Source organism: Olivibacter sp. CPCC 100613, from assembly GCF_036959255.1.
Classification (GTDB): domain Bacteria; phylum Bacteroidota; class Bacteroidia; order Sphingobacteriales; family Sphingobacteriaceae; genus Olivibacter.
In genome coordinates this window covers 272,748-285,996 of the sequence record NZ_JAWMTI010000006.1, presented here as the reverse complement: position 1 = coordinate 285,996, position 13,249 = coordinate 272,748, and the positions used below count along the sequence as shown (strand labels likewise).

12 protein-coding genes are annotated in these 13,249 nt (G+C 41.2%); 6 read left to right on the top strand and 6 right to left on the bottom strand.

Annotated elements, in window-relative coordinates:
* Nucleotides 1-112: 112 nt before the first annotated feature.
* Both RYH73_RS19330 and RYH73_RS19325 read right to left on the bottom strand, forming a co-directional pair.
* Complete coding sequence (locus RYH73_RS19330; protein ID WP_335315119.1) at nucleotides 113-991, bottom strand: SDR family oxidoreductase; 879 nt, start codon at nucleotides 989-991, stop codon at nucleotides 113-115.
* A gap of 66 nt (nucleotides 992-1,057) precedes the next feature.
* The gene (locus tag RYH73_RS19325) at nucleotides 1,058-1,657 is read right to left on the bottom strand and encodes an FMN-dependent NADH-azoreductase (RefSeq protein ID WP_335315118.1); all 600 of its coding nucleotides are present in this window, start codon (nucleotides 1,655-1,657) and stop codon (nucleotides 1,058-1,060) included.
* A 119-nt stretch (nucleotides 1,658-1,776) separates the two neighbouring features.
* On the opposite strand from RYH73_RS19325, the gene RYH73_RS19320 reads away from it, so the two are divergent.
* From RYH73_RS19320 to RYH73_RS19305, 4 genes are all read left to right on the top strand, one after another.
* On the top strand, nucleotides 1,777-2,142 hold the full coding sequence (locus RYH73_RS19320) for a winged helix-turn-helix transcriptional regulator (RefSeq protein ID WP_335315117.1): 366 nt from the start codon (nucleotides 1,777-1,779) through the stop codon (nucleotides 2,140-2,142).
* 251 nt (nucleotides 2,143-2,393) lie between these two features.
* A complete protein-coding gene (locus RYH73_RS19315) occupies nucleotides 2,394-2,867 on the top strand; it encodes an RNA polymerase sigma factor (RefSeq protein ID WP_335315116.1) in 474 nt (157 codons plus the stop codon).
* Nucleotides 2,860-3,453: a hypothetical protein gene (locus tag RYH73_RS19310; RefSeq protein ID WP_335315115.1), complete on the top strand. Its 594-nt coding sequence runs from the start codon at nucleotides 2,860-2,862 to the stop codon at nucleotides 3,451-3,453. The genes RYH73_RS19315 and RYH73_RS19310 overlap by 8 nt, the downstream gene beginning before the upstream one ends.
* Nucleotides 3,454-3,458: 5 nt before the next feature.
* Nucleotides 3,459-4,316 carry an alpha/beta hydrolase family esterase gene (locus RYH73_RS19305; RefSeq protein WP_335315114.1) on the top strand — a complete coding sequence of 286 codons (858 nt, stop codon included), beginning with the start codon at nucleotides 3,459-3,461 and terminating at the stop codon, nucleotides 4,314-4,316.
* Nucleotides 4,317-4,431: 115 nt separating this feature from the next.
* Here the strand turns inward: RYH73_RS19305 and RYH73_RS19300 are convergent, their stop codons facing one another.
* The 4 genes from RYH73_RS19300 to RYH73_RS19285 all read right to left on the bottom strand — a co-directional run bounded on the left by RYH73_RS19300 (nucleotide 4,432) and on the right by RYH73_RS19285 (nucleotide 8,109).
* Nucleotides 4,432-5,235, bottom strand: coding sequence for a helix-turn-helix domain-containing protein (locus RYH73_RS19300; RefSeq protein ID WP_335315113.1), 804 nt, complete (start codon nucleotides 5,233-5,235; stop codon nucleotides 4,432-4,434).
* A gap of 19 nt (nucleotides 5,236-5,254) precedes the next feature.
* A complete protein-coding gene (locus tag RYH73_RS19295) occupies nucleotides 5,255-5,659 on the bottom strand; it encodes a GlcG/HbpS family heme-binding protein (protein WP_335315112.1) in 405 nt (134 codons plus the stop codon).
* 10 nt (nucleotides 5,660-5,669) lie between these two features.
* Nucleotides 5,670-6,461 carry an SDR family oxidoreductase gene (locus RYH73_RS19290; protein WP_335315111.1) on the bottom strand — a complete coding sequence of 264 codons (792 nt, stop codon included), beginning with the start codon at nucleotides 6,459-6,461 and terminating at the stop codon, nucleotides 5,670-5,672.
* A 259-nt stretch (nucleotides 6,462-6,720) separates the two neighbouring features.
* Nucleotides 6,721-8,109, bottom strand: coding sequence for an arylsulfatase (locus tag RYH73_RS19285; protein ID WP_335315110.1), 1,389 nt, complete (start codon nucleotides 8,107-8,109; stop codon nucleotides 6,721-6,723).
* 646 nt (nucleotides 8,110-8,755) lie between these two features.
* On the opposite strand from RYH73_RS19285, the gene RYH73_RS19280 reads away from it, so the two are divergent.
* Nucleotides 8,756-11,848, top strand: coding sequence for a SusC/RagA family TonB-linked outer membrane protein (locus RYH73_RS19280; protein ID WP_335315109.1), 3,093 nt, complete (start codon nucleotides 8,756-8,758; stop codon nucleotides 11,846-11,848).
* A gap of 17 nt (nucleotides 11,849-11,865) precedes the next feature.
* Nucleotides 11,866-13,245: a RagB/SusD family nutrient uptake outer membrane protein gene (locus RYH73_RS19275; RefSeq protein ID WP_335315108.1), complete on the top strand. Its 1,380-nt coding sequence runs from the start codon at nucleotides 11,866-11,868 to the stop codon at nucleotides 13,243-13,245.
* Nucleotides 13,246-13,249 lie beyond the last annotated feature (4 nt).

Here is a 13,249-nt window from a genome sequence, read left to right as displayed (position 1 = left end):
AAGAAAAATGAAATAACTGACTATCTGATATCATGAGAGAAATCATTTACTACCTTATAAGTGCTGTCAAAATCTGACAACACTTTTCTTCAAGGTTTCGATAGAGAGCAGGTCAGCTGTAAATCTGTTCTACAAATTCACGGACGGATGTTGGCTTTCTGCCCAATAACATGGTCAATGCTTCATCATTTTTATCCAGGCTGTGCTCTGCCAGCGCTGCGGCCCACATGGCAAACATGCCAATATATAGCTGCGGAACGCCGGCATTTTCCAGCATTGTTTTAAATTCACCCATTTCGGGAGATTTATAATGGATATCCCGGCCCAATACTGCGGAAATTTCCCCGGCTATGGTTTTAAAACCAACCGATTCGGTATGGGTCAGTGTATAAGTTTTACCGTTATGCCCGTCGGTAGTTAAAACGTTGGCAGCGGCTTCCGCTAACTCTTCCCGAAGCGCCCAGCCTGCTTTTCCTTCCTCTGCAGGAAACACGATTGTTCCGTTTTCAGCGACTTTATCTCCGATAAATACCGGAATCATTTCAGCATAAATACCGTTCTGAAGTATCGTGTATTCCATGCCACTTTCCTTTAAATACTGCTCGGACTCAACATGCGAATTTTGAAAGCCGCTTATGGACGAACCTTCAAACCCTGGTTTTCTTACAAAGGAAGTATATACAAGATGTTTTACGCCTGCTTCCTTAGCAGCCCTGATTGCATTTTTGTGATGCTGCGTACGGTTTTCAATGGCCCCTCTATCATTGCTGGAAACCAATAACAATCTCTCCACATCTTGAAAGGCTTTTACCATAGACGTATGATCGGCATAATCACCTTCTCTTACCTGAACACCCCGTTCTTTTAAGTGACCTGCTGCAGCTGCATCTCTGACCAAAATGGAAATTTCCGAAGGATGTACTCCATTTTTCAATAAATGCTCAACCGCTTTTGAGCCGAACCGGCCCGTTGCTCCCGTAACTAAAATCATATTTTTGTCCTTTAAGTTTTAATAATCCCTTTTTGTATTTTTTTGAGTTTTGTGTTCATAGATTGTTTATTCTATAACAATACTTTCAATTCCTTTCCGTATAGCATCTTCCGGTCCCAGTATTGCCTGGGCGTCTGCTCTGAAAACATTGGCAACTTCAATTCCCATAAGCTCAAGGAAAAACCGAACATAATTGGTCGTAAAATCGAAGGCCTTCAATTCGCCGTCCGTATATATTCCACCGGATGAAGTCACTATATAAGCAGTTTTGTCTTTCAGTAATCCTTCCGGTAAAGCTCCTTTTCCGGTATAACGGAATGTGAGCCCGGGCCTGGCGATCTGATCAAAGTACGCTTTCAATGTTGAAGGGATATTCCAGTTATACATCGGTGCTTCAACTATTAAAATATCAGCTGCGGTGAGATCAGTGATGGCCCGATCAGAAGTGGCTATTTCACGTTGCTGCTCATCTGTTCGGTTTTCAGTAGATGTAAAGAAGGCATTTATATGGGATTCGTTTAAATGCGGAATTGTATTGAGATCGTATTCCTTAATTTCCACATGCTGAAATTTTTCCTTTAATTTTTCAGCCACTTTTTTTCCCAGCATTCTACTTGCGGAATTAGCTTTTTTCGGACTTGAAATTATGTGCAATATTTTTTTCATTTCTTTACCTCTCTTAAAACAGGGTATTGCAAAATTAGCTATATTAGCTAACCAAATTATAGTAGTTACATTAAAGTAAGTAGTAACTTTTGGGTTAGTTGCTAAAAGAAAAAAAGGGAATGGCGGTAAATAAATTGGAATATTCACAGATACAGTGCAAGAATCGTTTGTCATCAACCGAAGATGCTTTATATGTTCTCGGCGGCAGGTGGACAATAAGGGTGATGATTGCAATTTTAGGGGGACATACCAGGTTCAACGATATACAGCGTACTTTAAAGGGTATTTCCGCAAAAATGCTGTCAAGCGAATTGAAAAAACTGGAAGTAAATCTTTTAGTTGAAAGAAATGTATATGCCGATCAAACGCCGGTTGTTGTGGAATATGTACCCACCGAATACAGTCAGTCATTAAAAGATATCATTACTGCTTTAGCTCAATGGGGCGCACAGCATAAAAGGAAAATTACATCTGACGATAATTGATATAAGGTGAAAGACACCTTGCTTTCATTATTCAGGCTGCCACCCGTGTCTTGAATTCAATATTTAGTTGCACCACCTTAAAAATGGAAGGGGCAAAACCCTGAGGCTGTTTAAAGCTGTACCCCTCATGTTGATTTTTGCGCTTATGCTAAGAGGTATTTACTGGGATACTGCCATTGTATTTACGGAAGTTTTACGATTTTTTTTAGAAAGCATGTAACATTTCCTCAACATATGTATTAAGACAGTACATGGATTTCGAAAGTATATACAAAACGTATTCTCCAAAAATATTCAGGGTCTGTCTTGGGTACTTTAATGATATTGATAAAGCCAAAGATATAACACAAGAAACCTTTATTGTCGTGTTTGAATATTTGGGATCCATAAAAAACACGGAAAATATTCCGGGCTGGATATATCGGATTGCTACCAACAAGTGTTTGCGGCAGTTAGCTAATGAAAGAAGAAACGAACGGGTTCCTGATTTCGATTTTTCGAAGATTGAATACAAAGAAACAGCTATAGAGGAGGGGCGCTACCAAAAATTAAGGCAGTGTATCAATGAACTTGCAGAACTGGACCGTATTATTATCGGCCTCTACCTTGAAGATGTTAATCAGGATAAAATAGCCGGAATTGTGGGACTCAGCCATGCCAATGTAAGGGTTCGGATCCATAGGATAAAAGAAGTTTTGTCAATAAAAATGAAAAAGTATGAATGATAGTTTTGAACAGCTAAAAAATACATGGCTTTCTGTAGATAGGGACTTAGTTCCGGATTTTACTGAAGTACAGGATGAGATTGCCCATTTGAGAAAGCAAAAGAGAAACCGGATTTTGGTATGGTACATATTGGTAATCTTGTTTTCGCTAGTGGTTATTGGGTATGTAATATATACAGACAACTTGAATAACATCTATAAAAGTATTTCTGAATTCATTCTTCTTTTTACATCCATTTATTTATTCAGCAATTCATGGAAGCACATTACCAGACAAAAAAAAGAATATTTGTTGAGCAATCTTGATTTCATCAAAAACTTAAGCATTAATGAAAGCAAAAGAGCAGGCAAGCAGGTGCTTATAACTTGTGCTTGTACAAGCCTTTTTATGATTTCTTTATTTTTTCACTTTTTAAATGACCTTCTTCATTCACCTGAATATTTTTTGATGGCCTTGTCTTCGCTGCTGATCCTTATAGTGGTTGTTTGGAAGGTTTTAAAACCCATTGGTGATAAGAAAATCAGCGAAAAAAACAAAGAACTATTATCCAAAACAGAAAAGATTTTCACTAATATCAATCATTAAAAAACATGAGAAACCTATTAACTATTATTCTTCTGTTCGTATGCATTTCAATTTTTGCTCAAACGAAATCAATTCAGCACGATGGGATCAAAAGAAAGTACATTGTATATATTCCGAAAGGATACGATGCTGAAAAACGTTATCCGGTAGTTTTTAATTTTCATGGAGGAGGGATGACGCCTGCTGAACAGATGCTTTATACACGATTTAACCAAACTGCCGATAAATATGGGTTTATCGTAGTTTACCCAAAGGGGATCAATGAAGATTGGAACGTCGGTTTTGGAATGTCTTACAAAAACGGTACAGATGATATCGGTTTTACGGAAATTCTATTACACCAAATCGAAAAGGATTACAAAATAGATGGCAATAGGGTTTTTGCAACTGGCCTGTCACGGGGAGGTTTTTTCTGCCATCGAATCGCTGCCGAATTATCCCATCGGTTTTTGGCTGTTGCAAGTGTAGGCGCCTCCTTGCCTGATTCGATTGCTTATTATCATAATAACAACAGAAAGGAAGTTGGTGTACTCATGGTTCATGGTACGGCCGATAAGGTGGTAAATTATGACGGGAAAGATGGTCACTACTACTCCGCACTTAATTCCTACAATTACTGGAAAGAGAATACGTTTACGAACGAGAATGCCACAAAAATCGATGAGATTGCAAGTGACAGTACAATAGTCGAGATTCTGGAATCCTCTTTCGGTAAAAAATCCGTTGTGCTGATTTCTATTGAGAATGGTGGGCATACCTGGCCAGGTGCCGATGACTTTAATATAGGATTACCTATAGGGCTGACATCCAAAGAACTTGATATCAATGATTATATCTGGAGTTTTTTTGCTAAACAGAAATAATGCAACGGAATTTTCTGCATTTATGCAGTGCCCGTGCTTTATCTGAAGCGATAGAATGTTGTGTTATAGACTTGCTGCCCAGGTGTAGCAAGTGCTATATCCTTTGACTTATTGGTTAAATTTCTGAAGTGGTCATGCCGAATTTATGTTTGAACGAGGAATAAAAATGTGACAGGTTTTCAAATCCCAACTCCAGATAGATGTCGGTGGGCTTTTTCTTCTTATGCTTGATTAAATAGTATGCTTCGTCTAAGCGTCTATTGCGCAACCATTGCCTCGGCGATGTTTTAAATATCTTCTCAAAATCCCGCTTAAATGCTGAAAGGCTACGTGCGGTTAATTTTGCAAAAGACGCGATGGGTACATTGAACATATAGTTCTGATGCATAAACTCTTCCAGGTCGATCTTATACGGCTCGGTAAAGTCAAACAATAGATATTTAAAATCCGGGTTACTTTGCAACAACAATTCAATGGCCTCCCGGATTTTGAGATCCGCTAGTTTCGGCGTCGCCTTCTTTGCCTTATCAATATAGGGAATCAACGAAAGGAAGAAACTTTTGAAAAAAATATCCGGTTCAAAGAAAATCACCTTCGCGTCTGTACAAGGCTTATCAATGACAATTTTATGTTCCAGCGCATACTGCTTTAATGCGGCTTGATCGAGAATGATAGAAACAAATTGATATTCGCCTTCCTTGGATGGGTATTTGGTTGTCCGGATCAACTGGTTTCGTTTAGCCAGCACCACCATATTGGCGCTCATCTCCTTACTACCACCGGCATACTGCGTGTGTGTCTCTCCACAAATCTGGAAACCCAAAAAGTGCTCACCTATAAATTGCTCATGTGCTCTTTGCTTTTCAAAATAGCAGGAATACACTAATTTATCAAACAGTACTTCAATAACATCATCCATAAAGCAAATATCTGAAATTTTATAAGATGGCTTTTGCACCTGCTAGTGCAATTTCCTTATCCTGCTCGGGTGTGCCACCTGAAGAGGCGATAGCGCCGATAAGTACACCGTCTTTGTTTTTTAGGGCAACGCCACCTGCTACAGTCAATAATCCGTTGTTGGAGTTGAGCATTCCATACCCATGGCCGCCGGCACCGGTAACGATTGTACCCATAGCATCACTGTCCAAGCCGAACATAACCGCTGTTCTCGCTTTTTTTATGGCAAAGTCAATTACACCGTAAACACTGTCCAATCGGGCAAAGGAAACCAGGTGACCGCCCGCATCCACGATCGCAAGGCTTACGGGAATAGTTAATTGCGTGGCTTTTTCTTTTGCAGCTTCTAGAGCCTTCATGGCTTCACTGTAAGTAATATTCATCATCTTGTTCCCCTTAGCTTTTTGCTGTCCAGGCGTCTACCTGTAGCTGTTTTACGAAGTCTTCGGTTTCTTTCGGATGCACATTTCTGAAATTGGAATTCTCATCTAATGCTACATCTACAATGCAATCTGCCATGGATTGTGGATCCAATTGGTTTGCCAAAGATTCTGCCGTGTCTTCGAACACAGATGGAGGTGTAAAATTAATTGTGGGATTGTACCAGCGAAATATACTATCAACACCCCGGTCGTTAAATCCGGTACCGAAAACTCCGGGATTACAGGTCGCTATTTTGATATTGAACGCTGCTAATTCTGTTTTTAAACCTTCCGCAATTGATTCCATTGCATGTTTTGAGGCACAATAAGCGGCAACATAAGGAACCGTCCATAAGCCACCCATAGAAGTAGTAAATACGATTTTACCTGATTTTTTTTGGTCAATAAATTTTTTTATGAACCCTTGTGCTAACTGCAGGCCGCCAAAGACGTTTACTTCAAACATAGAACGGATAAGCTCCATAGGCTGTTCTGCAATCGGCCCACCTTCCATGATGCCTGCATTACTGATTAAAATATCGATGTCGTACTTTTTGTGGATATAGTCAATATCACGCGTGTTAGTCACATCGAGTTTGTCAACTACAACATCTATTCCTTGCTCTTTCGCCTCCCTTATCAAATCGCTCATCTGCGGATATATCTGTGTAGTAGCAATCACTTTATGGCCCTTTTTTGCCAGTTCAAACGCTGCAATTTTTCCGAAACCGCTTGCTGCTCCTGTAATTAAAATAGTCTTGCTCATGTTGTTTTTTTTTAAACGATTAACCATTGGTACAAATATCGAACCCTGTGGGTATAAGTTTTATTTCCAGAAAGCCCTAATATCTGTTGCTGTATGGTTCATGAACGGGTTGCGGTTGAATCGCTAATAGTTGAGTGGTTAAGTAGTTGAGTAGAGTTGTGCGTTGCCGGTTGTGCGTTGCGAGTGGTGAAATCACATGGGGTGGATCTAGCCCTACTATTTTTTTGCGATTTTTTCAGAAAAGCAAAGGGGGAGGTATTTAAAATTCCGTCTCCGTTGGCCAATAAGGAGAAGCTGTTCTGCATGTATCCAGAAAATGCTGAAACTGATTGACCAGCTCGGGATGATTTGCTGCTTCATCTCGCTGCTCGGCTATATCCCGGTTTAGATCATATAAGGCAATTTTGTTATCTTTTTTAATGGCTTTCCATTGTCCGTACCGTGCGGCCTGCTCAAACCCTTTTTCAAAGAACTCCCAATAAAGGAAACGATCAGTCAGCTTCCCTGTTCCTCTTATCTCCGAAAGGAGCGACTGCCCGTCAGTTTTATATTCGGCCGTTGATTGCGCAATAGCTGCCAAAGTTGGTAGGATGTCTGCAAAATAAGCGGGAACCTTATTTATCGAGCCTGCCTTTACATAGCCGGGTGCCCATGCAATAAAAGGTACACGAATACCTCCCTCATACAGGTCGCGTTTATAGCCGGTGAGTGGACCGTTAGAGTCAAAGAAATCGGCTACGGCGCTTAGTTGATCTGTGTGCTCTGATCGGGGGCCATTATCGGAACAAAATATCAAGAGGGTGTTTTTATCCAGACCGTTTGCTATCAACTGTTTCTTTATCCTACCTACCGATTGATCCAATATGTCGACCATGGATGCATAAGTCTTTAAATCATGAGACCAGTTTTTATTGTCATATTTTTGTGTGTTCGGTACGGCTAAAGGAGAGTGTGGGTTGTTGTAGTTTACCATCAGGAAGAACGGTTTTGTGCTTCCCTTTTGCTCATTAAGAAAGGCAAGAGCTTCATCGGTACAAAGATTGGTTTCGTAATATCCTTTTTTATCTTGCTGGTTTTGAGGAATGGCTACAACCGTTCCATTGACATAGCGTTTTTCCGGCCAGTAAGTACTGGCGTAAGTTTCAGGATAACTGATAAGCCAACCACTAAACTGATTAAAACCCCGATGTAAAGGGGTGGCTGAAGTATCGTACCCATCCAGATGCCACTTGCCTATTAACGCAGTTTGATAGCCTGCTTGTTGCATTATATTCCCAATAGTAAGATCCTGTTGATTTAAGTTTGCACGGTGTACGGTTTGTGCGCCTTTTCTTCCGGCCTTGCCACCTTTGATGGTTGCATTTCCGCGGATGGTGGTGTGGCCGGTATGTAAACCGGTTAACAGAACACTTCTTGAAGGAGAACATACAGGTGCACCGGCATAGAAGTCTGTAAACAACATCCCCTCACTAGCCAAGGTATCTAAATTCGGTGTCTGTATCCATTTTTGCCCATAAATGCCAAGGTCACCATAGCCCAGATCATCTGCCAGGACAAATACGACATTAAACTTTTTTTGTTGGGCAAAAGATCGATTGCAGTTAAAAGATGTCAAAAATACAATTGTAAAAAGGAGGACGTAGTTCATGATAAGATTTGTTTAAACGGGATGACTTTAAATTTTACAAGAATCTATGATCAGCAGTAATAAATATTGTACAAACATCATTTAGAAAATGGTAGAAATTCCAGTAAATAAGGCGCTGTTTCCGGATAATAAACATCATGTTTTTATTTAAGACTACAAATTTAGTAGTTTTTTTCGTTGCATGAATGGGGGATGACAACAATTAACTGAAAAAGGCATATTTAATACCTTATTTAGGAATAAATATTACATGTTTAATAGGCTGTTACATCTATTTTATATTTATTAAATATCTTGTAATGAGATACTTGTGTTTGAAATGGGTTGAGTTTTGATAGTCTATTAAATTAGTAGATTAATTTTTTTTTCTAGTATGTTTGCGTCGTCAACAAACTAATGCCCATATGCAATGAAAAAAACATTCCAATTACTGAATTTAGGTAAGATATTCCATGCATCCGTTTGTGATGCCCATGCGCTAAGTTATAACCTATTTAAAGTGCATCTTTACCGAGCGTGTTGTTGCTTTTAGCATCCGCTGAGTTTTTCTTCTTAGTGCTGCCTGGTTACCACCAGCATAATTAATCTAAAATAGTCAAATTTTTAAGGTGTTTTTTGCCATTAAGATGGTGGAAGTAGAACCGTTATGTCAAATTCAGTCATGTATCAGTTATTATATGAATCTTACCGGCTGAAAGGCCGTTTAACTGTTTATAAGCCTATACCGGTATTTTGGTGTATGGTTTTACTGGTTCTGCTCCTTGCCGCAAAAGGGACTGTGGCGCAGCAAAAAGCGTTAATCAATTCTAAATTATCCGGAAGAGTAATAGACGCAAACAATAAAGAACCTTTGCCCGGAGCATTGGTGAAAATAGAGGCGGTTACGAACCAAACGCAAACCGACGGTGACGGGAACTTTCAGCTCGTAACCGGGCAGATTTTTCCTTATAACATTATGGTTTCTTACCTTGGTTATATCAGTAAAACCTTGGCCGTTAATGGATCGCCGGTTACCATTGAACTTACACCAAGTCTCAATCAGTTGGAAGATGTAGTGGTGGTAGGTTATGGAGAGCAGCGGAAGGCAGATTTGGTTGGTTCGGTGGCAAAGGTAGATCCGTCAGCAATTAAGCGGATACCGGAAGCGAGCTTTGATACACAACTTCAAGGGAATGTAGCGGGCGTTCAGATCAATGGTGGAACGGGTATTCCAGGATCCAATACGTTTATTAGGGTCAGGGGCGCTACCTCTATTAATTCAAGCAATGATCCTTTGTATATCATTGATGGAGTTTTTGTGAATAATACTTCTTTGCAAAATATTGCAGCCGACCGGTCAATCTCTCCGATGGCGGATATAAATCCCAACGATATTGAAACGATTGAGGTGTTAAAAGACGCCGCAGCGATTGCTATATATGGCTCACGAGGTGCAAATGGTGTTATTATTATCACAACCAAGCGAGGCAATTTTGATGAAAAGCCGAAGATAGATCTAGACGTTTCTCAGGGTGTTGGATGGGCACCGAAAAAATGGGAGCTGACAAGTGGCCCGGAACACGCGATGTTGGTGGAAGAATATCGCGCAAATGAAGGCTTGGCGCCGGTATTTACAGTGGATGGCCGCGGCCTACCCGAAAACCAGCCAACTTATGATAGGCAAGCTATCCTGAACCGTACTGCGCGATATCAAAATTATAACCTTTCCATTCGGGGCGGAAGTAAAAATACGAGCTACTACATTGGAGGTGGTTTTGCCGGTCAGGAGGGAATCTGGAAAACCATGGCATTTAATAGGGGCAGTTTTAAAGTGAATATCGATCAGAAAATCTCTGATAAGGTTAGGGTTGGTACAAGCAATACACTTACGCGGTCTTACCGACAGATTGGCCGTGCAGTAGGGAGCGGTGGCACAGGGGCCTTGTATCAGGCTTCCATAGACATTCCAACCTACTTGCCCATTTTTGACGACGAAGGAAAACCGTTGCGTTGGGTGAACTTTGATAATATCCATTCCCTTGTTACGGAAAGTGATAATAAAGCTTATGGTAATCATTATATCGGATCGATTTATGCAGAAATTGATTTTCTGCCTAACCTTAAGTTCAGAAGCAGTTTCAGTTTGGATTATAATCTTTATGAAGAAAAAGAATACTGGAACACGCAACTCTTGCGTGGAATTGCAAATAACGGAGAAGCCACAAATAGCTTAACGCAATCTGATTTTTGGATAAACGAGCAAACGTTGCGGTATACGAAAAGTTTTAACAATGCACATAACGTAGGGATACTCGTAGGAACGCATATTCAGCGTAGTAAATTGTCCAATAATACTTCTCGCGGTACCAATTTTCCAAATGACTCCTTCAAACTTATTTCAGCGGCCGCTAACCAAACTGCCAGTGAAACTTGGGGTGAAAATACATTGTTGTCTTTCTTCTCGCGATTGGAATATAGTTACAAAAACAGGTATTTATTGGAAGCAACCATTCGTGCAGACGGTTCTTCCAAATTCAGTCCGGATAACCGATGGGGTTATTTCCCTGCGATTGGAGGTGCTTGGAAAATCAGTGAAGAGGCATTTTTGAAAGACAATCCTGTATGGAGCAATCTAAAACTACGTGTCAATTATGGAGTCGCGGGTAATCAAAATGGCATCAACGATTTTGCTTATAGGGGCTTATGGACGGCAGGTGCAGGTTATCCGGATACCGGCACGTCCGAATTACCGGGAATAGCACCGCTGCAATTGGCAAATCCCGATCTGCGGTGGGAAAAAACCAGTCAGTTCAATATTGGGATAGACTTAGGGTTTCTTCAAAACCGTATTGCTATTGAAGCGAATTATTACGATAAATACACAACAGATGCGTTGTTAGAGGTGTCTGTACCGAATTATTCCGGCTTTAGTTCTTACCTGTCTAATTTTGGCGAGATCAGTAACAAAGGATTTGAATTTTCGGTAACCTCCTTTAATGTTCAAAACGAGAATTTTAGTTGGAGTACTGCTTTTAATATCGCTCAGAACAAAAATAAAATCGAGGTATTACCCAACCCAATGTCTTTTGAAGACCGTCAATTTCTTCGCATAGAACAAGGAGTACCTTTGTATTCGTATTGGCTTTACAATTCGCTCGGTGTAGATCCGCAAACGGGCGACCTGATATTGGAAGATGTGAATCAGGATGGTCAGATTACCGCATCGGATCGTAAAGTTGTCGGAGACGCCTGGCCCAATTTTTTTGGCGGACTGACCAACAACTTTTCCTATAAAGGTTTTGATTTGAATTTCCTCTTCACCTACTCTTTTGGTAATCATCTCTGGAACCATAACCGTATGTTGGGGGAGCAAGGGGGGCGTTTGGATGCAAACCGTGTCATATTTGCCAGTCAGCTCGACCGCTGGCAACAACCGGGTGATATAACAGATGTGCCACGCTTGGCGCTGCGAAACTATGACAAGCAAGAGGTCAGCCGTTTTTTTGAAGATGCTTCTTTTGTCCGATTGCGTAACCTGAGTCTGGGATATACCTTGCCGAAAACACTGAGTGGCAAATGGAAGATAGAACGGTTGCGGTTATATGCAACGGCTACCAATTTGTTGACTTTTACCGGCTATACCGGCGCTGACCCGGAGACCAGGATAGAACGGGGCGAAAACCAAAATATTCAAGGCTATGATTTTGCCTCTCCGCCGACACCGAGAACCCTACAGTTTGGAATTGATTTAACCTTATAATTCATTATAAAGAGGACATGGAAAAGAACTACATATGTCGTTATTCAGGACTCAAACTCCTGCTCCGCACCTTCCTGATAGGTGCTGTGTTTGCTTCCTGTAAGGGCTTTTTAGAAGTGGAGCCGAAGGAAGCGATCGACGAGAAATTGGCAATAACGAATGCCGCATCACTGCAAACAGCGATAAGGGGTGCTTACAGAGCATTGGGAGATAATAGCTATTATGGGGAGGGATATGTTAACCTGGGTTTTGTGCCGGGTGGCGATGTCATCTACAATGTTGCCGATAATCTTTCTAACCTGAATTTTCGTGCGGATGTGGGCGACTTTGGCAATGTTTGGTTAGGTATTTATAATACGATCAATATCGCTAATAATATTATTCAGGCAGCTCCAACTATTCAGGATGTTAACCTGTCTGATGAAGAACGTAATCAGGTGCTGGGGGAAGCTCATTTTATACGTGCTTTGGCATACTTTGATCTGGCAAGAGGGTGGGGAGGGGTCCCTATTAAGCAGGTTCCTACCACCGATGTGGATGAAGATTTAGGAATAGAACGGAGTTCATTAGCGGATACCTATGCTTTTGTACTGGAAGAACTGAATCGTGCAGAAAATTTACTTCCCGAGACGGTAAACCGGATCCGTGCAACGAAATATACTGTTTGGGCGTTGAAAGCGAGATTTTTCTTATATAATCAGCGCTGGCGTGAAGCTGAAGAGTACGCCGGCAAAATCCTGGATTTATCGAGCCAATATCAACTTACCCGGCCTTTTTCCGCCTGGTTTCTAAACGGTGTGGTGCAAACCACTGAATCCATTTTTGAGTTGGCTTATTCTGCGCAGAATCCCAGTGGTTTGAGGACCCGCATGAGCCTGCTTTCCAGCGGTGGGGAATACCGTTATCGACCGGGCGATCCCGTGATAAATGCACTCCGGAATCCGTTTACAGGTGGCGCACGGGTGGCCTTGCTGGATAGTGCCACACAGAGCGGGACTAAACAATTTGCAGGCGCTTTATATTATCGAAGCCCAGCTACGGACCCTTCTTATGTGCTGCGCTTGGCTGAGCAATACCTGATAAGAGCCGAAGCACGGGTGCATAACGGAGCGTTGGATGAGGCAATTGCGGATATTAATGCGGTGCGTAGCAGGGCAAATTTGCCTGCAACGACGGCTGCCGGTGAGGATGCGCTTTTAGAAATCATATTGGAAGAACGACGTTTGGAATTTCTTTGGGAGGCGCACCGGTATTTTGATCTTACCAGAACCGGGAAGCTAAAGGAAAAGATTGAAGAACTGAAACCCAATCTGAGTATTCAACCACATTTGAATCTTTTTCCTATTCCGATAGATGAAGTGATTTTGGGCGGATTGACGCAAAACCCGAACTATTAATGAA